Below are 25,022 nucleotides of genomic sequence, written 5' to 3' on the forward strand. Positions count from 1 at the left end.
TTACACGCTTTCAAAATTGAACAATCTTTTCTTTTACACAAATTTAGGTTTTATATGGCAAATAAGAACAAGAAGAAAATCTCTGAAAAAACAGCAGAGATCACATTAAAAAGTAAAGGTGTAAATACATTTTTATGGGTAATTGCTATTACGCTTTTAGCGGTAGCAGCAGTTGGAAATGTTTATTTTTCAACGCATTTTAGTTTATTAATTCGCACCTTGTTGATGGTTGGACTGTGTTTAGCAGGGCTTGTATTCGTTTCTATGACCAATCAAGGGGATAAAGCGATCGGGTTTTTTAAAGAATCTCGTTTGGAATTAAGAAAAATCATTTGGCCAAATCGACAAGAGGCAACCCAAACAACCTTTATTGTGATTGCAATTACCGTTGTTGTTTCACTTGCTTTGTGGGCAATGGACTCTATCATTGTTCAATTAGTCACATTTTTAACTGAGTTGAGGTTCTAAAATGAGTGAAGTAGAAATCGAATCACAAGAACAGCAAGACGTAGCCACACAGAGCAAAAAGCGTTGGTATGTGTTGCAAGCTTTTTCTGGGTTTGAATCTCGAGTCGCAATTACGTTACGTGAGTATATTAAACAATACCAAATGGAAGATCAGTTTGGTGAGGTGTTAGTACCAACGGAAGAGGTAATTGAGAATGTGGCGGGTAAACGTCGCAAAACTGAACGTAAATTCTTTCCAGGTTATGTTCTTGTACAAATGGATATGAACGATGAAACGTGGCATTTAGTGAAAAGCGTGCCACGTGTATTAGGCTTTATTGGTGGAACGGCGGATCGTCCTGCTCCAATTACTCAAAAAGAAGCAGATCGTATTTTAAATCGTCTGCAAGAAACCTCTGATAAGCCAAAACACAAAACGACTTTCCAACCAGGTGAGTTGGTTCGTGTTACAGAAGGTCCATTTGCAGACTTCTCTGGTACAGTGGAAGAGGTGGATTATGAGAAGAGCCGTGTTAAAGTATCGGTTTCAATCTTTGGTCGTGCAACACCTGTGGAATTAGCCTTTAATCAGGTTGAAAAACAGAGTTAATTAAATTTTGTAAATTTTTATCAAAAACTGACCGCTTGTTTTGCGGTCGGTTTTGTCTTTTTGCAAAATCTTTATGGTTTTGCTTGAAAAATGGTCGTAAGTTCATTAGAATTTGCGGTCTTTATATATTTTTATATAACAACGGGAAGCTAATTTTTAGCGTTATTACCCATTAAGAGGAAATTAAAATGGCAAAAAAAGTACAAGCCTACATTAAGCTGCAAGTTGCAGCTGGTTCGGCAAACCCAAGTCCACCTGTTGGTCCTGCGTTAGGTCAACACGGTGTGAATATTATGGAATTCTGTAAAGCATTTAATGCTAGAACTGACAGTATGGAAAAAGGTTTACCTGTTCCTGTTGTAATTACAGTTTATGCAGACCGTTCTTTCACCTTTATTACTAAAACACCTCCAGCAGCTGTGTTGTTGAAAAAAGCAGCAGGCATTAAATCTGGTTCAGGTGTACCTAATAAAACTAAAGTGGGTACTGTTACTCGTGCACAAGTTAAAGAAATCGCAGAAACTAAAGCGGCGGATATGACAGGTGCTTCTATTGAAACAATGATGAAATCTATTGAAGGTACTGCACGTTCAATGGGTTTAGTGGTGGAGGACTAATCAATGGCTAAACTTACTAAGCGTATGAAAGCAATTAGAGAAGGTGTTGACGCAACTAAATCTTATGAAATCAACGAAGCGGTCGCTTTATTGAAAAAATTTGCAACAGCAAAATTTGTTGAAAGTGTTGATGTAGCAGTTAATCTTGGTATCGACCCTCGTAAATCAGACCAAAACGTACGTGGTGCAACAGTGTTACCACACGGAACAGGTCGTGAAGTACGTGTAGCTGTGTTCACTCAAGGTGCAAATGCAGATGCGGCGAAAGAAGCAGGTGCTGATATCGTAGGTATGGAAGATCTTGCTGAATTAGTGAAAAAAGGCGAAATGAACTTTGATGTTGTTATTGCTTCTCCAGATGCAATGCGTATCGTTGGTCAATTAGGTCAAATTTTAGGTCCACGTGGTTTAATGCCAAACCCTAAAGTTGGTACTGTGACGCCAAACGTTGCTGAAGCAGTGAAAAATGCGAAATCAGGTCAGGTTCGTTACCGCAATGATAAAAATGGTATTATCCATACTTCAATCGGTAAAGCTGACTTCTCTGAAGAGCAATTAAAAGAAAACTTAGAAGCATTCTTAGGTGCAGTAATTAAAGCTCGCCCAACAACAGCAAAAGGTGTTTTCGTTAAGAAAGTAAGCATCTCTACCACTCAAGGTGCTGGCGTTGAAGTAGATCAAGCTTCATTAGCGCTCTAATTTGTTGAGTGGTGATAAATTCATCACTTTACAGGGTTGGAAATTATTGTTACAATTTTCAACCTTTTAGACTATTTTAGTCTATATTCTGGTTGGTGCTTGACCTTTTTCAAGCCCCGTCCAAGACCGTAGGTGAAAACATTTGTAAATATTGTAAGTGTTTTCTTAATTTTCCTGCGTAGATGGTGTCAGAACGATAGAAGAATTTTTTCTGCTTCTGTTCACCTTTAGCCTCAAGGGTAATGTAAATTATTTTTGAGAATTTTAGAAAAAATCTGACCGCTTACTTTATATTTATTTGTTATAGAGATAAACGGCAGAGGTATCAGGAGCTAAAACCAATGGCATTAAATCTTCAAGACAAACAAGCAATTGTTGCTGAAGTAAATGAAACAGCCAAAGGTGCGCTGTCTGCAGTTATCGCGGATTCTCGTGGTGTGACTGTAGATAAAATGACTGAACTGCGTAAATCAGCTCGTGAAGCTGGCGTTTCTATCCGTGTTGTTCGTAATACATTATTGCGTCGTGCGGTAGAAGGGACAGAATATGAGTGTTTAAAAGATGCGTTTGTAGGTCCAACACTTATCGCTTTTTCAAATGAGCATCCAGGTGCAGCAGCACGTTTGTTCAAAGACTTTGCTAAAGCAAACGATAAGTTTGAAATTAAAGGTGCAGCCTTTGAAGGTAAAATCCAAGACCCTAACTTCTTGGCAACATTACCAACGTTTGACGAAGGAATCGCTCAATTAATGAGTGTAATGAAAGAAGCTTCAGCGGGCAAACTTGTTCGTACTCTTGCAGCTCTTCGTGATCAAATGGAAGCCGCAGCTTAATTTTAGTGATTAAACTAGATTAAGTTGTGCAATTATTAACTTTTTTATTTTAGGAAACAATTGTTATGTCATTAACTAATGAACAAATCATTGAAGCGATTGCTTCAAAATCAGTAACTGAAATCGTAGAATTAATTTCTGCAATGGAAGAAAAATTTGGTGTTTCAGCAGCAGCGGCAGTTGCAGTAGCTGGAGCAGCAGGCGGTGAAGCAGCAGAAGAAAAAACTGAGTTTGATGTTGTATTAAAAGCAGCAGGTGCAAACAAAGTTGCAGCAATCAAAGCTGTTCGTGGTGCAACAGGTTTAGGCTTAAAAGAAGCGAAAGACCTAGTTGAATCAGCACCAGCAACCTTAAAAGAAGGTGTTGCTAAAGACGAAGCTGAAGCACTTAAAAAACAATTAGAAGAAGCGGGCGCAGAAGTAGAAATCAAATAATTTTGATTATTCTGTTACGCTCTTTTAGAGTCAATGGCTGGTGGATTTTTCCATCAGCCTTTTGTGCTTTAAAGAATTTGGACAGATTTTGTCGTTTTAGTCTGTGCGATTATAATTAGTAAAACTAATTACATTTCCCTGATTTATGCCCTATAAGTAGTGATTTTTGACTTGTAGTTTGCTGAATTGGAAAACGACACCTCGTACTAATTTAAGTAAATTAATTTTTACTTTTAATGCCACTTCCAGCCTCTTCTGAGTGCAGGATTGTGAATTCAACCTAAGAATCAATAACTAGAGATATTAAAAATGACGTACTCCTATTCAGAGAAAAAACGTATCCGTAAAAGCTTCGGTAAACGTCAACAAGTTTTGAATGTTCCATATTTGTTAACAATTCAGCTTGATTCTTTCGATAAGTTTATCCAACAAGATCCAGAAGGACAACTAGGTTTAGAAGCGGCATTCCGTTCAGTATTTCCTATTGTAAGTAACAATGGTAGCACTGAATTACAATACGTTTCTTATGAGCTTGGCGAACCTACATTTGATGTGCGTGAATGCCAAATTCGTGGAACAACTTATGCCGCTCCATTGCGAGTAAAACTTCGTTTGGTCACTTATGATCGTGAAGCCGTAGCAGGAACAGTAAAAGATATTAAAGAACAAAAAGTATATATGGGTGAGATCCCATTAATGACAAATAATGGAACTTTTGTGATTAATGGTACTGAGCGTGTAATTGTATCGCAATTGCATCGTAGTCCAGGTGTATTTTTTGATAGTGATAAAGGTAAAACTCATTCATCAGGTAAAATCCTGTATAACGCACGTATTATCCCTTACCGTGGATCGTGGTTAGATTTTGAGTTTGATCCAAAAGATAATTTATTTGCTCGTATTGACCGTCGTCGTAAATTACCTGCGACTATCATTTTACGTGCATTAGGCTATACAACAGAAGAAATTTTAAATTTATTCTTTGAAACCGTCACTTTTGAAGTGAAAAAGAATAAATTATTGATGACGTTAGTACCAGAGCGTTTACGTGGTGAAACAGCTGCTTTTGATATTGAATCTAAAAAGAAAGTATATGTGGAAGCGGGTCGCCGTATTACTGCTCGTCATATCCGTAACTTAGAAAAAGATAATGTAACCCAAATTGAAGTACCTGTTGAGTATATCGTTGGTAGAGTTGCTGCAAAAGATTATATTGACCTTGAAACAGGTGAAGTTGTTTGTTCTGCAAATGATGAGATTAATTTAGAATTATTAGCTAAATTAAGTGCTGCTGGTTATAAAGAAATTGACGTATTATTTACCAATGATTTAGATCACGGTGCTTATATTTCAGAAACATTACGTGTAGATTCCACAACAGACCGTTTAAGTGCATTAGTTGAAATCTATCGTATGATGCGTCCAGGTGAACCGCCAACGAAAGAAGCAGCAGAAGGCCTATTTGATAATATGTTCTTCTCAACAGATCGTTATGATCTTTCATCTGTGGGTCGTATGAAATTCAATCGCTCTTTGGATATTCCAGGAGAGGAAGGTTCAAGTATTTTAAGCAACGATGATATCGTTGGCGTAATGAAAAAACTGATTGAAATTCGTAACGGTCGTGGTGAAGTGGATGATATTGACCATTTAGGAAACCGTCGTATTCGTTCGGTGGGTGAAATGGCTGAAAACCAATTCCGTATCGGTTTAGTGCGTGTAGAACGTGCTGTGCGTGAGCGTTTATCATTGGGTGATTTAGAAGGTGTAACACCTCAAGATCTTATCAATGCAAAACCTATTTCTGCGGCAGTGAAAGAGTTCTTCGGATCTTCACAACTTTCGCAATTTATGGATCAAAACAACCCGCTTTCAGAAGTAACGCACAAACGTCGTATTTCTGCATTAGGTCCAGGTGGTTTAACTCGTGAACGTGCGGGCTTTGAGGTTCGAGATGTTCATAATACGCACTATGGTCGTGTATGTCCGATTGAAACCCCAGAGGGACCAAACATCGGTTTGATCAACTCACTTTCAGTTTATGCTCGTACTAACAGCTATGGTTTCTTAGAAACACCATATCGTAAAGTAGTTGATGGCCAAGTAACAGAAGACATTGAATACTTATCAGCAATTGAAGAAGGTCAGTATGTGATTGCTCAGGCAAATGCAAACTTAGACGAAAACTTACGTTTCACAGATACTTATGTGACTGCTCGTGGAGAACACGGTGAATCAGGTTTATTCCGTCCAGAAGATATTCAATATATGGACGTTTCACCACAACAGATGGTATCTGTGGCAGCAGCATTAATTCCATTCTTGGAACACGATGATGCGAACCGTGCCTTAATGGGTGCGAATATGCAACGTCAAGCCGTGCCAACATTACGTGCGGACAAACCATTAGTCGGTACAGGTACAGAAAAAGCCGTTGCACTTGATTCAGGTGTTGCGGTTGTGGCGAAACGTGGTGGTACCGTTCAGTATGTGGACGCATCTCGTATCGTTGTTAAAGTAAACGAAGATGAAACTGTTGCGGGTGAATCAGGTATTGATATTTATAACTTAATTAAATATACCCGTTCAAACCAAAATACTTGTATCAACCAAATTCCTTGTGTGAATTTAGGTGAACCTATAGAGAGAGGAGAAATCCTAGCAGATGGTCCTTCAACAGATTTAGGTGAGTTAGCGTTAGGTCAAAATATCCGAGTGGCGTTTATGCCTTGGAATGGTTATAACTTTGAAGATTCAATGTTAGTGTCTGAACGAGTTGTTCAGGAAGACCGTTTCACGACTATTCATATTCAAGAATTATCTTGTGTGGCTCGTGATACTAAACTGGGTTCTGAGGAAATCACAGCGGATATTCCAAACGTCGGTGAATCTGCATTAAGCAAACTGGATGAATCAGGGATTGTTTATGTAGGTGCTGAAGTGAAAGGTGGCGATATTTTAGTGGGTAAAGTGACCCCTAAAGGTGAAACCCAATTAAGCCCTGAGGAAAAACTTTTACGTGCAATCTTTGGTGAAAAAGCATCAGATGTCAAAGATTCATCACTACGTGTACCAAATAGTATTTCTGGTACAGTAATTGATGTTCAAGTCTTTACTCGTGATGGTGTTGAAAAAGATAAACGAGCTTTAGAAGTTGAAGAAATGCAACTAAAAGAAGCGAAAAAAGATTTAGCAGAAGAGCTAGATATTTTAGAAGCAGGTTTATTTGCTCGTGTACGTAATGTGCTTATTTCTTCTGGTGTTTCAGCCTCTGAGTTAGATAAGCAGAAACGTGAAAAATGGTTAGAGTTAGCTGTTGATGATGAAGATAAACAAAATCAACTAGAGCAACTTGCGGAACAGCACGAAGAGCTACGTAAAGAGTTTGAGCGTAAACTTGAAATTAAACGTAATAAAATTATTCAAGGCGATGATTTAGCACCAGGTGTATTGAAAGTGGTTAAGGTTTACCTTGCAGTAAAACGCCATATTCAACCAGGTGATAAAATGGCTGGACGTCACGGTAACAAAGGGGTTATTTCAAAAATTAATCCTGTTGAAGATATGCCTTATGATGAAAATGGTCAGCCAGTTGAGATTGTGTTAAACCCATTGGGTGTACCATCTCGTATGAATATCGGTCAGATTCTTGAAACTCATTTAGGTTTAGCGGCAAAAGGTATTGGTGATCAAATCAACCAAATGCTTAAACAGCAACAAGAAATTGCAAAATTACGTGAGTATATTCAAAAAGCTTATGATTTAGGTTGCGGTGTTCAAGTTGTTGATTTAAACAAGTTCAGTGATGAAGAAGTGATGCGTTTAGCGGAAAATCTTCGTAAAGGTATGCCACTTGCAACGCCTGTCTTTGATGGTGCTTATGAAGATGAAATTAAAGACTTATTAGAACTTGGTGGTTTACCTGCTTCAGGTCAAATTACTTTGTATGATGGTTGTACTGGTGAGAAATTTGAGCGTCCTGTAACTGTTGGTTATATGTATATGCTGAAATTGAATCACTTAGTAGATGACAAAATGCATGCACGTTCAACGGGTTCTTATAGTCTTGTGACTCAGCAACCATTGGGTGGTAAAGCACAATTTGGTGGTCAGCGTTTCGGAGAGATGGAAGTATGGGCATTAGAAGCATACGGTGCGGCTTATACTCTACAAGAAATGCTTACGGTTAAATCAGATGATGTGAATGGTCGTACGAAGATGTATAAAAACATTGTAGACGGCACACATCATATGGAACCAGGTATGCCAGAATCCTTTAATGTAATTACGAAAGAAATTCGTGCATTAGCGATTGATATGGAGTTGGACGAAGCGAAGTAGTTTCTTCTTGTTTACAAGAGAAAGCAGCGGAACAAGCGGTAGGATAACAGAGAAAATTTGCAAAATTTTTTAATGATCGTACCGCTTCCAACAAAATAAAATTTCATAGTTTAGGGCGGTTGCCTTAAATAGACTTTAATTCCTTATTAGGAGTAGAAAGTGAAAGACTTAGTAAAGTTTTTAAAATCACAATCTCAAACAAATGATGATTTTGATGTAATCAAAATTGGGTTAGCCTCACCAGATAAGATCCATTCATGGTCTTTTGGTGAAGTAAAAAAACCTGAAACAATTAATTATCGTACCTTCAAACCTGAACGTGATGGTCTTTTCTGTGCACGTATTTTTGGACCAGTAAAAGATTATGAATGTCTTTGTGGAAAGTATAAGCGTTTAAAACACCGTGGTGTAATTTGCGAAAAATGTGGTGTTGAAGTTACCCAAACTAAAGTACGTCGTGATCGTATGGGTCATATTGATCTTGCGTGTCCAGTGGCGCATATTTGGTTTTTAAAATCTCTACCATCTCGTATTGGTATTATTTTAGATATGCCATTACGTGATATTGAACGTGTGCTTTATTTTGAATCTTATGTGGTTGTTGAGCCGGGAATGACGGATCTTGAAAAAGCACAGTTATTAACTGAAGAACAATTCTGGGAAGCAGAAGAGCGTTGGGGCGATGAATTTGAAGCAAAAATGGGTGCAGAAGGTATCCAAGATTTACTTCGTGAATTAGATTTAGATCACGAATGTGAAATGTTGCGTGAAGAATTACAAGAAACCAATTCAGAAACAAAGCGTAAAAAAATTACCAAACGTTTAAAAGTATTGGAAGCATTCCAGCATTCAGGTAATAAACCAGAATGGATGGTGTTGAAAGTATTACCTGTATTACCACCAGATTTACGTCCATTAGTACCACTTGATGGTGGTCGTTTTGCGACATCAGATTTGAATGATTTATACCGTCGTGTAATCAACCGTAATAACCGTTTAAAACGTTTATTAGATTTAGTGGCACCAGATATCATCGTACGTAATGAAAAACGTATGTTACAAGAATCTGTAGACGCATTATTAGATAATGGTCGTCGTGGTCGTGCAATTACTGGTTCAAACCGTCGTCCACTTAAATCATTAGCGGATATGATCAAAGGTAAACAAGGTCGTTTCCGTCAAAACTTATTAGGTAAGCGTGTAGATTACTCTGGTCGTTCGGTAATTACTGTAGGTCCATACTTACATTTACACCAATGTGGTTTACCGAAAAAAATGGCATTGGAATTATTCCGTCCATTTATTTACTCTAAATTAGAAGGTCGTGGCATTGCTTCAACAATCAAAGCGGCGAAGAAAATGGTTGAGCGTGAAGAGCCGATTGTTTGGGATATTTTAGCGGAAGTTATTCGTGAGCACCCAATCTTATTAAACCGTGCTCCAACACTTCACCGTTTGGGTATTCAAGCCTTTGAACCATTATTGATTGAAGGTAAAGCGATCCAGTTACATCCATTGGTTTGTGCGGCGTTCAATGCAGACTTCGATGGAGACCAAATGGCGGTTCACGTTCCATTAACTCTTGAAGCACAATTAGAAGCGCGTGCGTTAATGATGTCAACCAACAACGTATTATCTCCAGCAAATGGTGAGCCAATCATCGTACCTTCTCAGGACGTTGTATTAGGTCTTTACTATATGACGCGTGAAAATATCAATGCGTTAGGTGAAGGTATGTACTTCTTAGACCCACGTGAAGCAGAAAAGGCCTATCGTACTGGTCAAGCAGAGTTACACGCACGTGTTAAAGTACGTATTACGGAATATCAAAAATCAGAAAGTGGTAACTATGTTGCAACAACTAATTTAGTCGACACAACTGTGGGTCGTGCTATTTTATGGATGATTGCACCAAAAGGTATGCCATTTGCACTGTTTAACCAAACATTGGGTAAAAAAGCAATTTCAAAATTAATTAACGAAAGCTATCGTCATTTAGGTTTGAAAGAGAGTGTTATTTTTGCTGACCAAATTATGTACACTGGGTTTGCTTATGCGGCTCGAAGTGGTTCATCTGTTGGTATAGATGATATGGTTATTCCAGAGGAAAAAGAATCGATTATTTCAGCGGCAGAAAAAGAAGTTGCTGAAATTCAAGAGCAATTCCAATCAGGTTTAGTGACTGCTGGAGAGCGTTATAACAAAGTTATCGATATTTGGGCAGCTGCCAATGAGCGTGTTGCAAAAGCGATGATGGAAAACCTTTCCACAGAGGAAGTTATCAATCGTAAAGGTGAGATGGAAAAACAACCATCATTCAATAGTATCTTTATGATGGCAGACTCAGGGGCTCGTGGTTCAGCGGCTCAGATTCGTCAGTTAGCGGGTATGCGTGGTTTGATGGCGGCACCAGATGGTTCAATCATCGAAACACCAATTACCGCGAACTTCCGTGAAGGTCTAAACGTACTTCAGTACTTTATTTCAACCCACGGTGCACGTAAAGGTCTTGCGGATACGGCATTAAAAACAGCAAACTCAGGTTACTTAACACGTCGTTTAGTTGATGTTGCACAAGATTTAGTGATTATCGAAGATGATTGTGATACACATGAAGGTATCGTTATGACACCTCTCATTGAAGGTGGTGATGTTAAAGAACCATTACGTGAACGTGTATTAGGTCGAGTTGTGGCAGAAGATGTGGTTAAACCAGGTACAGATGAAATCTTAATTCCTCGCAACACACTACTTGATGAAAAATGGTGTGATGTGATTGATGTTGAATCTGTTGACGTGATTAAAGTACGTTCAGTAGTAACTTGTGATACAGACTTCGGTGTGTGTGCGAAATGTTATGGACGTGATCTTGCTCGTGGTCATATCATCAATCAAGGGGAAGCCGTAGGTGTTATTGCAGCACAATCTATCGGTGAACCAGGAACACAGTTAACGATGCGTACGTTCCATATCGGTGGTGCGGCATCAACAGCAGCAATAGAATCTAGTGTACAAGTTAAAACAAGTGGTACCCTTAAACTTGCAAATGCGAAATTTGTAACCAATAAAAATGGTAAATTAGTTATTACTTCTCGTACAACAGAATTAACCGTTGTTGATATTTTTGGACGTACTAAAGAAAAATATAAAGTGCCTTACGGTACTATTCTTTCTAAAGGTGATGGTGCAGAAGTTGAAGCTGGCGATGTAATTGCAAATTGGGATCCTCACGCATTACCAATTATTGCAGAAGCAAGTGGTTTTATTCAATTTAGTGATATGATTGATGGTGTGACTGTTACTCGTCAAACGGATGAATTAACAGGTTTATCATCAATTGTTGTACAAGATGTTGGTGAACGTACAGCCGCTGGTAAAGATTTACGTCCAGCATTAAAACTGGTGGATAAAAAAGGTAATGATGTATTAATTTCAGGTACCGATGTGCCAGCTAACTATTTCTTAGCGGGTAAATCTATTGTTAGTTTGACAGATGGTGCTGAAATTTCAGTAGGTGATGCGTTAGCTCGTATGCCACAAGAGTCTGTAGGTACTAAGGATATTACAGGGGGGCTTCCTCGAGTTGCCGATTTATTTGAAGCACGTAAACCAAAAGAGCCTGCAATTTTAGCAGAAATCTCAGGTATCATTTCATTTGGTAAAGAAACTAAAGGAAAACGTCGCTTAGTAATTACACCAGCAGAAGGCGATGCACATGAAGAAATGATTCCGAAATGGCGTCAGCTTAACGTGTTTGAAGGTGAGATGATCCAACGAGGTGATGTAATCTCTGATGGTCCTGAAATGCCTCACGATATTTTACGTTTACGTGGTATTCACGCAGTAACGGATTATATCGTCAATGAAGTGCAAGAAGTTTACCGCTTACAAGGGGTAAAAATTAACGATAAGCACATCGAGGTTATTGTTCGTCAGATGTTGCGTAAAGGAATTATCACCAATGCTTATGACTCTGAATTCCTAAATGGAGAGCAGGTTGAAGTCGCACGAGTGAAAATTGTGAACCGTAAACGTGAAGCGGAAGGGAAACCATTGGTTGAATATCAACGTGAATTATTGGGTATTACCAAAGCATCACTTGCAACTGAATCCTTTATTTCTGCGGCATCGTTCCAAGAAACAACTCGAGTGCTTACAGAAGCCGCTGTTGCGGGTAAACGTGATGAATTACGTGGTCTGAAAGAAAACGTAATTGTAGGTCGTTTAATTCCTGCTGGTACAGGGTTCTCTTATCATCAGAAACGAGCAGAAAAACGTAAGCAAAATGACATTAAATTGGATTTAACATCATCAATAATGACTGAAGAGCAACCTGTTGCATTAAAAGCAGAGCAAACTTCAGCGACTGATGAAGCAGCACAAAGTTTAGCTGCATTGTTAAATGCTGGTTTAGACGGTTAATCTTTAACCTCTAGTTCATTAAGCTAAAATATATACCTCAGAAGTTCTGTACTTCTGGGGTATTTTTTTAGAAGAAAATAGCATCGGTATATTTTGGTTAATTCTTGTTAAATCTTATGATTTTTCCTACAATATAGCGTTGTTTAGTAATTTGAAGAGAACACAGTGTCAAAAATTAAATTAATTGTTGGTTTAGCTAATCCTGGAACGAAGTACGAAGGTACTCGCCACAATGCAGGGGAATGGCTAGTCAATGAAATTGCACGTTTATTTAATGCAAGTTTAAAAGAAGAGAATAAATTTTTTGGTAAAGTTGCTAAAATCAATACTTCACAGGGCGAAGTACGATTACTTGTGCCAACCACTTTTATGAATTTAAGTGGTAAATCAGTGGGAGCATTAGCGAATTTTTATCGTATTCAACCAGAAGAAATTTTAGTGGCACACGATGAACTTGATTTACCTTGTGGTGTGGCGAAAATCAAGCAAGGTGGCGGACACGGCGGGCATAATGGTCTGAAAGATATTATTGCCAGTTTAGGGAATAATAAAAATTTTTATCGTGTGCGAATTGGGATTGATCATCCTGGAGATAAAAATATGGTGTCTAATTATGTGTTAGGCAAACCATCACCACAGGATCAAAAATTAATTGATGAAGCCGTTGATGAGGCAGCTCGTAGCGTGGAACTTTTATTTAAAGAAGGCGTATTAAAAGCAATGAATCGTTTAAATGGGTTTAAGGCAACATTATAAGCGGTATGATTAAGTAAAAAATTTGCAAAAATAAGGAAAAATTATGGGATTTAAGTGTGGTATCGTAGGTTTACCAAATGTTGGAAAATCAACCCTTTTCAACGCATTGACAAAAGCAGGTATTGAGGCGGCAAACTATCCGTTTTGTACCATTGAACCAAATACTGGCGTTGTACCAATGCCAGATCCTCGTTTAGATGCATTGGCTGAAATTGTCAATCCACAACGAGTATTACCAACCACAATGGAATTTGTAGATATTGCAGGTTTGGTTGCAGGGGCAAGTAAAGGCGAAGGTTTAGGAAATAAGTTTTTAGCCAATATTCGTGAAACCGATGCAATTGGACACGTAGTTCGTTGTTTTGAAAATGATGATATTGTGCACGTTGCAGGGAAGATTGATCCTCTTGATGATATTGAAGTAATTAATACAGAATTAGCTTTAGCTGATTTAGATAGCTGTGAGCGTGCTATTCAGCGTTTAAATAAACGTGCTAAAGGTGGTGATAAAGATGCAAAATTTGAGCTGTCTATTATGGAAAAGATTCTTCCTGTATTATCAGAGGCTGGAATGATTCGCAGTGTGGATTTAGATAAAGATGAGCTTTTTGCCATTAAAGGTTATAACTTTTTAACTTTAAAACCAACAATGTACATTGCAAATGTGAATGAAGATGGCTTTGAAAATAACCCTTATCTTGATAAAGTACGAGCAATTGCAGAGCAAGAAAATGCTGTTGTAGTACCTGTTTGTGCTGCGATTGAGTCTGAAATTGCTGAGCTTGATGATGATGAAAGAGACGAATTTTTGGCTGATTTAGGCATTGAAGAACCGGGGTTGAACCGAGTTATTCGAGCGGGTTACTCATTATTAAATCTTCAAACCTACTTTACGGCTGGAGTAAAAGAAGTACGCGCTTGGACAGTAGCCGTTGGAGCAACTGCACCAAAAGCCGCCGCCGTTATTCATACAGACTTTGAAAAAGGTTTTATTCGTGCTGAGGTTGTTGGTTACGATGACTTCATTACCTACAGAGGAGAAAGTGGGGCAAAAGAAGCGGGAAAATGGCGATTGGAAGGGAAAGAGTATATTGTAAAAGATGGTGATGTTATGCACTTCCGTTTTAATGTTTAGCAATTAAAAGTAAATATTAAATTAACAACACCTCAAAAGCTTATTTCTTTGAGGTGTTTTAGTATAAAGTCAATTTAAGCGGTTAGATCGTCTTTAATTTTTGCAAATTTAGGTCATTAAAAGTATGTCAGACAATAGTAAAGCACAACAATTGTTTACTCAAGCCCAGCCCTATTGGGATTTTTTACGTATTGAGCGACAAGCAAGTATACATACAATAACAAACTACCAGCGTCAATTAAAGACGGTAGCAAACTTACTTGTACAAGCAGAAATTACCGAATGGCAGCAAGTGACACCAGCAATCGTTCGTTGGATTTTGACACAAAGTCATAAATCAGGTTTAAGTGCAAAAAGCATTAATTTACGGCTTTCTGCACTACGTCAATTTTTTGCTTATTTAATACGTAGTGAAAAAATGTCTGTTAATCCAGCACAGGGCATTAAAGCACCTAAACAGGGAAAGCATTTACCTAAAAATATTGATGCTGAACAGCTTTCACATTTACTTGATTTTATTCCTCAAAAACCAATGGATTGGCGAGATCTTGCAATGATGGAGTTAATGTACAGCTCAGGGCTTCGTTTAGCTGAATTACAGGGGATTAATTTAGGTGATATTGATTTTAAAGCAAGGGAAATACGTGTTTTAGGTAAAGGAAGCAAAGAGCGAATTTTACCAGTTGGATCAAAAGCGATTGAAGTATTACAAAAATGGTTAGAAGTACGTCTGCAACTTAATCCCAAAGAAGAGGCATTGTTTTTAAATATTCGAGGATCTAGACTTTCACAACGTGCTATTCAACTTGTTATGCAAAAGTGGGGACAAAAACAAGGGTTAGAAAGTCATCTTCATCCTCATAAATTGCGTCATTCTTTTGCAACCCAAATGCTAGAAGGTAGTGGTGATTTAAGAGCTGTGCAGGAGCTATTAGGACACGCAAGTCTTTCGACAACTCAAGTGTATACTCATCTAGATTTTCAACATCTTGCTAAAGTATATGATTCAGCTCACCCTAGGGCGAAGCGTAAGAAGTAAGCGATAAACTCTTAAAATTTGCAAAAAAATGACAAGATCTTACCGCTTATTAATTTTTTCATAATAGCTTCAAAGTTGTGCTCAACTTTCTGGTATTCTCTATTAGTGCTCTAAATTAGCACCAAGTTCTGATGAAATATTATGAGCCGTTTCTTTAATTTGTTGAAGTAAGTATTGTTCGTCTAAAGATTTCAATCGAGCAGTAGATAAAGAAACAGAAACGGAATATTTTACTTTTCCTTGCATATCAAAAATAGGGAAAGCAATACAAGTAACTCCTAATTCATTTTCCTCATTATCAATTGCAAATCCTAGGTTACGAATATTTTCTAGTTCTTTATGCATCATATCAAGTGATGTAATGGTATTAGCTGTTAATTGTTTTATATTTGATTGATTATACTCCCAATATTTTTCCACTTTTTCTTTTTTATCATAAGCTAAAAAATTCTTACCCATTGCTGAACAGTATAGTTGTAACTGCTGCCCAATGTAAGAGCGAGTTTTCATCATTCCTGTTGTAGGTTCCAATTTATAAATCATAACAGCGTGATGTTTATCTCTAATAGAAAAGTTAACGGTTTCTCCAATTTCAATATTGAGTTGTTCCAATAAAGGAGATACAACATTTAAGATATTTAAGGAGTTTAATGTTTTTTGACCAATCATTAGACATTTTGTGGTTAGACGATAAGATCCTGCGGTATTTGCAGGTTTAATATAACCACATTTTAGTAATGTTTGTAACATTCGATGGGTTGTACTTTTATTTAGCTTGGATAATTCTGCCAATTTTGCTAGTGGGCAGCCATTAGGGTAATCACTTAGTATATCAAGTAATGACAACCCTCTAATTAAACTTTGATTACTCATCTTTTCTCCTTTTCATTTGTTTTTATCTCTCTTGCTCTTATTTAGGAATATACTCTTTTTAGTAAAAATTTCTACAACAGAATGTCTTAAAAAAATGAGATCTTGTTCACAAAATAAGAATTTAATTTTCAACTATTTGATATTAAAGGTTTTTTATTTTTAGAATTATATTGACTTAACGTTTATATAGGTTTAGTTTATAAAACGTGGTTTCAATATATGAAATGAGGTTTATGATGAGAGTTTCTTACGAACAACTAAAAGCAGAATTTAAACGTGTTTTAATTGCTAGAAATGTAGCAGAGGAAATTGCAGAGGATTGTGCAACAATGTTTGCAGATACCACTCAAGATGGTGTTTATTCACATGGTGTTAATCGATTCCCTCGATTTATTCAACAACTAGAAAATGGAGACATCAAACCAGAGGCAATACCTACAAAAGTACTGTCTTTGGGTGCAATCGAGCAATGGGATGCGCATCAGGCTATTGGTAATTTAACTGCAAAAAAAATGATGGATAGAGCCATTGAGCTAGCCGATCAAAATGGCATTGGTGTTGTGGCATTAAAAAATGCCAACCATTGGATGCGTGGCGGTGGCTATGGTTATCAAGCTGCGGAGAAAGGTTATATTGGTATTTGTTGGACAAACTCTATTGCAGTAATGCCACCTTGGGGGGCGAAAGAGTGCCGTATTGGTACAAACCCTTTAATTATTGCAGTACCGAGTAATCCAATTACGATGGTTGATATGTCTTGTTCAATGTATTCCTATGGAATGTTAGAAGTCAATCGCCTTGCAGGTCGTCAAACCATTGTTGATGCGGGCTTTGATGATGATGGAAACCTAACAAAAGATCCCGCTACCATTGAGAAAAATCGTCGTTTATTACCAATGGGTTATTGGAAAGGTTCTGGGCTATCAATTGTACTTGATATGATTGCAACACTCCTTTCAAATGGAGAATCCGTTGCTTCTGTTACAGAAGATAAAGATGATGAATATTGTGTTTCACAAATTTTCATTGCGATTGAAGTGGATCGCCTGATTGACGGCAAAACCAAAGAAGAAAAACTGAATCGTATTATGGATTACGTTTTTACCGCAGAGCGTTCAGATCCTAATGTGGCTATTCGTTTACCTGGTCACGAATTTGTACAGCTAAAAGCCGATAATCAAGCAAATGGAATTCCTGTTGATGACAGTGTGTGGGAAAAATTATTATCTTTATAAATAATAATTGACCGTTTTGTTAATTACTGGGGGCAAGTATGAACAGCAAGCAACCCATTCTTAGTTTTAAGAATATTGTTAAATTATTTGGTAATAATGCTGCAGTAAATCATATCAATCTTGATATTTACTCAGGAGAGATTGTAGCCCTTTTAGGCGAAAATGGTGCAGGAAAATCAACTCTTATAAAAATTTTAGCAGGAATTTATAACTCTGATGAGGGAGAAATTTTATTTCATCAAAAAATAATTAACTCAGCAAAAGATCTTAAAAAAGGTAATAAACAACCTATAGCATTTATTCATCAGGATTTAGGGCTTATTGAATGGATGACTATTGCTGAAAATATGGCTTTTGTAATGGGGTATCCAAAACGCTTTGGGATTATTGATTGGAATACTGTCAATACACAAGCTCAAAAAGCACTTGATTTTGTAGGTTTAGAGTTAGATGCCAATACTAGAGTCTTTGATTTAAGTCGTACAGAAAAAGCACTACTTGCTATTTCTCGTGCTATTGCAGTAGAAGCTGAGTTATTAATTTTGGATGAGCCAACAGCGTCACTTCCTGCGGCAGATGTAAAACATCTTTTTAGTGTTTTACATCGTTTGAGAGAACAGGGTGTTGGTATGATTTATGTCATACACCGATTAGATGAAGTTGTTGCCATTTCAGATCGTATTTTAGTAATGAGAGATGGAAATCCTGTTGCGGAAGGAAATACTAAAGATTATGACGTTAAAGGGCTTTGTAGAGCAATCGTAGGCGAAGAAACTCGAGGTCGTCAAAGAAAAGCATTACCTGTTAATAATTGTGAAGTTCTAAATCTAAAAGAGGTTGTTGTTGGAGATACTGGCCCTGTGTCATTTAGCCTACAACAAGGAGAGATGATTGCTTTAGCGGGATTACGTGGAGCAGGGCAAGAGGAAATCGGTCGTTTGCTATTTGGTCTACGTGAATTAGATAGCGGTACGATTTTATTAAAAAATAACAAATTTTTTGCTAAATCACCACAAGATGCAATTAATAAAGGGATTGCTCTTGTTGCAGGTGATCGTGTTAGAGAAAGTGTCATTATGTCAATGACAACCACTGAAAATCTATTTTTGAATCCTGTGCTAAGCGGTCATTCTCCTCTTAAAAAATACAATAAACGTGCTGAATTAGAACAAAGTTGGTATAAATTCCAGCTTTTTGATATTCGCCCTAAAAATCTTTTTATTGATATCAGTGCATTATCAGGAGGTAACCAGCAAAAAATTGTAGTGGCAAGATGGATGCATTTAGATACCCCTGTATTAATTTTAGAAGATCCAACAGCAGGTGTAGATGTGGGGGCTAGAGCAGAAATTTATGACTTACTGAATAAGGCTCTAGATAAAGGTGTCGCCATTATTATCATTTCTACTGATTTTGAAGAAATCGCTCATTTGTGTAATCGTGCTTTGATATTTAATCGTGGGGATATTGCTGGAGAATTAAAAAATGAAGAAGTGACTTTTGCTAATTTACTTGCATTAGCATCAGATTCGAAATCAGCTCAAAAGGTAGCGTAATTAAATTTATAAGAGGTTATTATGGCTCAAACAAGTGTTAAATCAACTGCCCTAGAACAACCAGTGTCTATTGCTAGAGATGGCTTTATTGCATGGTCATCTCAGATGATAACTCGTTACGGTTTATTATTTTTATGTATTTTATTGATAGTTATTTTTTCTCTTACTACTGAATCTTTTGCTTCAATGCTAACAGTTAATGCCATATTAGAAAGTAAGTCTAAAATCGCATTGCTTGCACTTGCAGCAACCACAACAATGATTGTGGGAAAAATAGATTTAAATGTCGGTTTTGGAATTGTGTTATGGCACATCTTAGTCATTACGTTACAAGTTCAATATGGATTTTCGTGGCCAGTTGCTATGCTTATTGTTCTTATCATTGCAGCATTATATGGTTTATTTAATGGTATTTTGGTTGCTTTGGCGGATATTGATAGCTTTGTGGCAACGTTAGGTTCTGGAACAGTACTGTATGCTGTTGCATTATGGCATTCAGGTGGACGACAAATTGTCGGTGATTTACCAGATGGATTTTATGCAATAAATAGCACTGAAATTTTGGGTATTCCTATTTCTGCTTTTTATGTATTAGCTGTTGCAATCATTATGTGGCTTGTCACAGAACACACCCCAACTGGACGTTGTATGTATGCAGTAGGAGCAAATCCAGCTGCAGCGAATCTGAATGGTATTAATATTAAGAAATACACAATTGTCCCTTTCGTTGTATCTAGTGTCATCACTGCTTTTACTGGAGTATTAATTGCGGCACAACAAGGTGTAGGACAAGCAAGTGTTGGAATGGATTATTTATTACCCGCTTTAGTGGGGGCTTTTTTAGGAAGTACGACTATTCGTCCTGGACGCATTAATGTATGGGGAAGTGTAGTAGGGATTGCTATTCTTGCAATCGGTATCTCAGGTATTCAACAATTTGGTGGTGCATTTTGGGTTGAACCATTATTCAATGGAACAACATTACTATTATCCATTACGATTGCTGGTTATGCTCAACGTAAACGGTTATTAAATCAGAAATCAATTCAAAAGAAATCAACAAAGTAGTTGTAAAGAATATTCTATAAGTGATGGAATATAAACAACATTACTCAAAGTAGGAGTTATTTATGAAATTAAGATCAACATTAACAGCACTTGCTATGTTAACAATGGCAACGTTTACAACAAATGCTATTGCAAATGAAACTTTCCTTGAAAATGCAAAACAGCGAGTGGAAGCAGCAACAGCACAACAAACTAAATGGAATGGCCCAAAAACAGGACCTAAAATTCAAAAAGACAAACACATTATTTTTATCGCTTCTGATATGAAAAATGGCGGCGTTTTAGGTGTAGTAGATGGAATGAAAGAAGCCTCTAAAATAGCTGGGTGGAAACTTGACATTCTTGATGGTGCAGGTTCGGTGAATAACCAATTATCCGCACTTAACCAAGCAATTGCACGTACGCCAGATGCAATAGTTATTGGTGGTTGGAATCCAAATGTGGCAAAAATGCCTCTTCGTAAAGCACAAAAATATGGGATTAAATTAGTTTCTTGGCATGCAACACCAAATCCAGGTCCTGATGAGAAATATAATATTTTCTATAATGTTACCTCTAATTCAGATGAAATCGCAGAGTTATCCGCATTACTTGCTGTTGCAAAATCAAATGGAAAAGCAAGCGTGGTTATCTTAACGGATTCTCTCTATGAAATAGCACTTCATAAAGCAAATGTAATGAAATCTGTTATAGAAAAATGTAAAGAGTGTAAAGTATTAGAGTTTATTGATACACCGTTAGCGGATACGTCAAGCCGTATGCCAAGTTTAACTTTTAGTTTACTTCAAAAATATGGTGATAAGTTGGATTATACGTTAGCTATAAATGATCTCTATTTTGATTTTATGGCACCTTCTTTACGCTCTGCTAAAACTGGTGATAAACCATATAATATTTCAGCAGGTGATGGTTCTGTAACAGCCTATCAGCGTATCAAAAAAGATGACCATCAGTTTGCAACTGTACCTGAACCATTAAATTTACATGGTTGGCAGCTCGTAGACGAATTAAACCGTGCTTTTTCTGATCAAAAACCATCAGGATATGTGACTCCTCCTCATTTAGTGATTAAAGAGAATGTACAATTTGATGGTGGTGAGAAAAATTTATACGACCCTCAAAATGGATATAAAGAAGCATATCAAGTTATCTGGGGATTAAAATAGAATTTATTTAACCCCAAAAGATAGGATAGCTTTTGGGGTAATAAATTTTTATAAGCGGTGAGATCTTCAACATATTTTACAAAAAAGTAGGTATATTTAAAGGAGTAATTATGTCATTAAAAATTGAAAGTTATGATCCTCGTTTTAAACAATTAGTAGGGAATTCCTTTGAATTGGATGAACTTTTTGATCAAGCAATTTGGGCTGAAGGACCTGCATGGAATAAAGATACTCAAACTCTTACTTTTAGTGATGTAAAAGGGAATATTATGTATCAATGGAGTGAGAGTAATGGTACGCAAATTTTTCGTCAGCCATCACATTATGCGAATGGGAATACTATTGATTTGAGTGGTAATTTAATTACTTGTGAGCATAAACGTAGAGGTGTCAGCCGTACAGATGTTAATGGTTATGTTGAATTATTAATAGATAATTTAGAGGGAAAGAAACTCAATTCTCCAAATGATGTAGTGGTTAGGTCTGATGGAACCATTTGGTTTACTGATCCACCATATGGAATTTTAAGTGATGAAGAAGGAAAAAAATCTGCAAGTGAAATTATTGGGTGCTATGTTTATTGTTTTGATCCAAAAACAAAGGATCTTAATATTGCGACTTTTAATGTAATGCGTCCAAATGGATTAGCTTTTTCTACAGATGAGAAGCAATTATTTGTAGCTGATATGTCAATTGTAGAGTTTAAAAAAGGAGGCTTGCACCATCTTGTTGCTTTTGACGTTGAAGGAAAGTTTTTAACTAACCGACGGAATATTGCTGAAATTAACCCAGGTATTCCTGATGGTTTCTGTATTGATAATCAAGATGTTATCTACTGTAGTTGTGAGAATGGTATTGTTGTATTACTTAGTGATGGCACAATTTTAGGACGAATTATTATTGGGAAATGTACTTCAAATATTACTTTTGGAGATAATCAAAAAACACTTTTTATTACTGCCACTAATAGTTTGTATCGTTTAAAAATAAACTAATAGAACAAGGGAAGTATGATGAAACGTTATTCAAATTTTGCCACAAAAACCATTGAGATATTGGTTGTTACTATTTTGGGAGTAATGGCACTGCTTGTTTTTCTTAATGTCGTACTGCGTTATGGCTTTAACAGTAGTATCAATATTACGGAAGAAGTCTCACGTTACTTGTTTATTTGGTTAACTTTTCTAGGGGCAATCCTTGCTTTTAATGATAATCAACATGTTAAAGTAACCCTTTTTGTGGATAAGCTGTCACCCATTAAAAAACATATTCTTCATTTATTAACTGATGGGTTAATGCTGTTTTGTTGCTATTTGATGTTACTTGGTGCTTGGTCTCAGTTTAAACTTAATCTTAGCAATATGGCTCCGATTTCTGGTATTCCAACTGGGGTCAATTTCTTTGCGTGTGTAGTTGCAAGTGTTGCTATAGGATTGTTACTTATTATTCGATTGGTTGCCACATCAATAGTGTTAATAAGAGGAGAAAAATAATGACCGTAATTATTTTCCTTTTAGTCTTACTTGGTGCAATTATTTTAGGCATTCCTGTTGCATTCTCACTTATTCTTTGTGGTGTGGCATTAATGCTTCATTTGGATTTATTCGATCCACAAATTCTTGCCCAACAGTTAGTCAGTGGTGCAAATAGCTTTTCATTACTTGCAATTCCTTTCTTTGTACTTGCAGGAGAAATAATGAATGAAGGAGGGCTATCTAAACGAATTATTGATTTGCCAATGAAATTAGTTGGACATAAACAAGGTGGATTGGGCTTTGTTGCTATTATGGCAGCGATGATTATGGCAAGTTTATCAGGCTCAGCCGTAGCTGATACAGCAGCCGTGGCAGCAATGTTATTGCCAATGATGAAAACGACAGGCTATCCGATGGAGCGTTCTGCTGGTTTAATTGGTACAGCAGGTATTATTGCACCTATTATTCCGCCATCCATTCCTTTTATTATTTTTGGTGTCACCAGTGGTGTGTCAATTACTAAGCTCTTTTTAGCAGGTATTTTTCCTGGAATTTTAATGGGAGTTTGTCTGGGAGTATTATGGTGGTGGCAAGCAAAACACCTGAATTTAATGACTTTTTCTAAGGCGACTAAGCAAGAAATTCGTGATTCATTTAAGAGTAGTATTTGGGCGTTATTACTTCCTGTGATCATTATAGGTGGTTTCCGATTAGGTATTTTTACTCCAACAGAAGCAGGTGTTGTTGCTACGTTTTATGCCTTGTTCATTTCTCTTTTTGTTTATCGAGAATTAAAAGTCTCTCAGCTTTATGGAGTTTTACTCAGTGCTGGAAAAACGACGGCAGTAGTGATGTTTCTTGTTGCAGCTGCACAAGTGACGGGTTGGTTGATTACTATTGCAGAACTGCCTCAAATGATGACCGAATTACTCGAACCATTATTAGAAACCCCAACAACATTATTAATTGTCATTATGTTAATGGTCTTTGTGATAGGAATGGTAATGGATTTGACCCCAACCGTGTTAATTCTAACTCCCGTTTTAATGCCATTAGTAGAGGAAGCTGGCATTGATCCTGTGTATTTTGGAGTGTTATTTATTCTTAACACTTCTATCGGTTTAATTACACCACCTGTAGGCAATGTACTCAATGTCATTACTGGTGTATCTAAACTACCTTTCGATAAGATGGCAAAAGGAATACTTCCTTATCTATTTATGATGATCATCTTACTGTTTATTTTTATCTTTGTACCTGAACTCATTTTAATCCCGTTTAATTGGATAAAATAAGTTGTCTCAAAACTTTATTAAGGAGTTACAAATGAAACATTTAACGTTAAAAGCAATATCAGCAACTGTTATTAGCCTATTTTTAGCTAGCAATACAATGGCAACAACATCACTGCGTTTTGGCTATGAAGCACCTCGTAGTGATACTCAACACATTGCAGCCAAAAAATTTAATAAGTTACTAAAAGAAAAAACAAAAGGGGAACTAAAATTGAGCCTTTTCCCTGATAGTACGTTAGGGAATGCACAAACAATGATTTCTGCTGTTCGTGGTGGTACCATTGATTTAGAAATGTCAGGTTCACCTAACTTTTCAGGTTTAGAACCTAAATTAAATGTGATTGATATCCCGTTTATTTTCCAGAATCGTGAACATGTTTATAAAGTATTAGACGGTGAAATTGGTCAAAAACTTTTAAAATCATTAGAAGATAAAGGCTTAAAAGGTCTCGCTTTTTGGGATGTTGGCTTTAGATCCTTTACCAATTCAAAACATCCAGTCAAAACACCTGATGATATTAAAGGATTAAAAGTACGTACAAACCAGAATCCTATGTATATTCAAGCGTTTTCATTATTAGGAGCAAATCCTGTTCCAATGCCATTATCAGAGCTTTATACTGCATTAGAAACAAAAGCAGTTGATGCACAAGAACACCCTGTAGGTATTGTATGGTCGGCAAAACTTTATGAAGTACAAAAATATTTAAGTTTAACTAATCATGGTTATACACCTCTTATTGTTGTAATGAATAAAGCAAAATTTGATGCGCTTTCTCCTGCAGTACAAAAAGCCTTAGTTGAATCAGCACAAGAGGCAGGGAATTATCAACGTCAGTTGAATGAAAAAAATGAGAAAGACATTATTGCTAAAATGCAGAAGGAAGGTATTGAAGTACTTGAACAAGTTGATACTAAACCATTTAAAGCAACCATTGAAAAAGAAGTGCGTAAAGCATTTATTGATAAAAATGGCGATGAGTTAGTAAAACAGATTGATGCATTAGCGAAATAAAATCGA

The 25,022-nt window shown here is 36.8% G+C and carries 20 protein-coding genes; 19 read left to right on the plus strand and 1 reads right to left on the minus strand.

All coding sequences use genetic code 11. From position 1 onward, the window contains the following. The first annotated feature begins 54 nt into the window (after window positions 1-54). The 11 genes from secE (at window position 55) to xerC (ending at window position 15,333) form a co-directional block, all read left to right on the plus strand. The gene (gene secE, locus A6B44_RS10550; protein ID WP_090920093.1) at window positions 55-468 is read left to right on the plus strand and encodes a preprotein translocase subunit SecE; all 414 of its coding nucleotides are present in this window, start codon (window positions 55-57) and stop codon (window positions 466-468) included. A gap of 1 nt (window position 469) precedes the next feature. Continuing rightward, window positions 470-1,057 carry a transcription termination/antitermination protein NusG gene (nusG, locus tag A6B44_RS10555; protein WP_090919770.1) on the plus strand — a complete coding sequence of 196 codons (588 nt, stop codon included), beginning with the start codon at window positions 470-472 and terminating at the stop codon, window positions 1,055-1,057. Between the two features lie 188 nt (window positions 1,058-1,245). Next, the gene (gene rplK / locus A6B44_RS10560; protein ID WP_090919773.1) at window positions 1,246-1,674 is read left to right on the plus strand and encodes a 50S ribosomal protein L11; all 429 of its coding nucleotides are present in this window, start codon (window positions 1,246-1,248) and stop codon (window positions 1,672-1,674) included. Between the two features lie 3 nt (window positions 1,675-1,677). Next, window positions 1,678-2,373 (plus strand): 50S ribosomal protein L1, encoded by a 696-nt coding sequence (gene rplA, locus A6B44_RS10565; RefSeq protein WP_090919776.1) that lies wholly within the window; start codon window positions 1,678-1,680, stop codon window positions 2,371-2,373. Window positions 2,374-2,714: 341 nt separating this feature from the next. Beyond that, window positions 2,715-3,206 carry a 50S ribosomal protein L10 gene (gene rplJ, locus A6B44_RS10570; protein WP_090919779.1) on the plus strand — a complete coding sequence of 164 codons (492 nt, stop codon included), beginning with the start codon at window positions 2,715-2,717 and terminating at the stop codon, window positions 3,204-3,206. Between the two features lie 65 nt (window positions 3,207-3,271). After that, entirely contained in the window at window positions 3,272-3,640 is a 369-nt protein-coding gene (gene rplL, locus A6B44_RS10575) for a 50S ribosomal protein L7/L12 (protein WP_090919782.1), read from the plus strand. Between the two features lie 309 nt (window positions 3,641-3,949). Then, window positions 3,950-7,981, plus strand: a complete 4,032-nt coding sequence (rpoB, locus tag A6B44_RS10580) for a DNA-directed RNA polymerase subunit beta (RefSeq protein ID WP_090919785.1) — start codon at window positions 3,950-3,952, stop codon at window positions 7,979-7,981. A gap of 159 nt (window positions 7,982-8,140) precedes the next feature. Beyond that, window positions 8,141-12,403 carry a DNA-directed RNA polymerase subunit beta' gene (gene rpoC, locus A6B44_RS10585; protein ID WP_090919788.1) on the plus strand — a complete coding sequence of 1,421 codons (4,263 nt, stop codon included), beginning with the start codon at window positions 8,141-8,143 and terminating at the stop codon, window positions 12,401-12,403. A 165-nt stretch (window positions 12,404-12,568) separates the two neighbouring features. Next, window positions 12,569-13,159 carry an aminoacyl-tRNA hydrolase gene (gene pth / locus A6B44_RS10590; RefSeq protein WP_090919791.1) on the plus strand — a complete coding sequence of 197 codons (591 nt, stop codon included), beginning with the start codon at window positions 12,569-12,571 and terminating at the stop codon, window positions 13,157-13,159. 43 nt (window positions 13,160-13,202) lie between these two features. Then, window positions 13,203-14,294 carry a redox-regulated ATPase YchF gene (ychF, locus tag A6B44_RS10595; RefSeq protein WP_090919794.1) on the plus strand — a complete coding sequence of 364 codons (1,092 nt, stop codon included), beginning with the start codon at window positions 13,203-13,205 and terminating at the stop codon, window positions 14,292-14,294. Between the two features lie 124 nt (window positions 14,295-14,418). Next, window positions 14,419-15,333, plus strand: a complete 915-nt coding sequence (xerC, locus tag A6B44_RS10600; protein WP_090919797.1) for a tyrosine recombinase XerC — start codon at window positions 14,419-14,421, stop codon at window positions 15,331-15,333. A 102-nt stretch (window positions 15,334-15,435) separates the two neighbouring features. Here the strand turns inward: xerC and A6B44_RS10605 are convergent, their stop codons facing one another. Next, entirely contained in the window at window positions 15,436-16,206 is a 771-nt protein-coding gene (locus A6B44_RS10605) for an IclR family transcriptional regulator (RefSeq protein WP_090919800.1), read from the minus strand. Between the two features lie 236 nt (window positions 16,207-16,442). On the opposite strand from A6B44_RS10605, the gene yiaK reads away from it, so the two are divergent. From yiaK to A6B44_RS10645, 8 genes are all read left to right on the plus strand, one after another. Continuing rightward, a complete protein-coding gene (gene yiaK / locus A6B44_RS10610; protein WP_090919805.1) occupies window positions 16,443-17,441 on the plus strand; it encodes a 3-dehydro-L-gulonate 2-dehydrogenase in 999 nt (332 codons plus the stop codon). 38 nt (window positions 17,442-17,479) lie between these two features. Continuing rightward, window positions 17,480-18,997, plus strand: a complete 1,518-nt coding sequence (locus A6B44_RS10615; RefSeq protein ID WP_090919808.1) for a sugar ABC transporter ATP-binding protein — start codon at window positions 17,480-17,482, stop codon at window positions 18,995-18,997. Window positions 18,998-19,018: 21 nt separating this feature from the next. Continuing rightward, complete coding sequence (locus A6B44_RS10620) at window positions 19,019-20,065, plus strand: ABC transporter permease (protein WP_090919811.1); 1,047 nt, start codon at window positions 19,019-19,021, stop codon at window positions 20,063-20,065. A 62-nt stretch (window positions 20,066-20,127) separates the two neighbouring features. Next, window positions 20,128-21,231: an ABC transporter substrate-binding protein gene (locus tag A6B44_RS10625; protein ID WP_090919813.1), complete on the plus strand. Its 1,104-nt coding sequence runs from the start codon at window positions 20,128-20,130 to the stop codon at window positions 21,229-21,231. A 107-nt stretch (window positions 21,232-21,338) separates the two neighbouring features. Beyond that, window positions 21,339-22,226, plus strand: coding sequence for an SMP-30/gluconolactonase/LRE family protein (locus A6B44_RS10630; protein WP_090919815.1), 888 nt, complete (start codon window positions 21,339-21,341; stop codon window positions 22,224-22,226). Between the two features lie 18 nt (window positions 22,227-22,244). Further along, window positions 22,245-22,724 carry a TRAP transporter small permease gene (locus A6B44_RS10635; protein ID WP_090919818.1) on the plus strand — a complete coding sequence of 160 codons (480 nt, stop codon included), beginning with the start codon at window positions 22,245-22,247 and terminating at the stop codon, window positions 22,722-22,724. Further along, window positions 22,724-24,001, plus strand: coding sequence for a TRAP transporter large permease subunit (locus A6B44_RS10640; protein WP_090919821.1), 1,278 nt, complete (start codon window positions 22,724-22,726; stop codon window positions 23,999-24,001). The genes A6B44_RS10635 and A6B44_RS10640 overlap by 1 nt, the downstream gene beginning before the upstream one ends. Window positions 24,002-24,032: 31 nt before the next feature. After that, window positions 24,033-25,016, plus strand: coding sequence for a TRAP transporter substrate-binding protein (locus tag A6B44_RS10645; protein ID WP_090919823.1), 984 nt, complete (start codon window positions 24,033-24,035; stop codon window positions 25,014-25,016). The last annotated feature ends 6 nt before the right edge of the window (window positions 25,017-25,022 follow it).

It is taken from the genome of Pasteurella skyensis (assembly GCF_013377295.1).
GTDB classification, from domain to species: Bacteria; Pseudomonadota; Gammaproteobacteria; order Enterobacterales; family Pasteurellaceae; genus Phocoenobacter; species Phocoenobacter skyensis.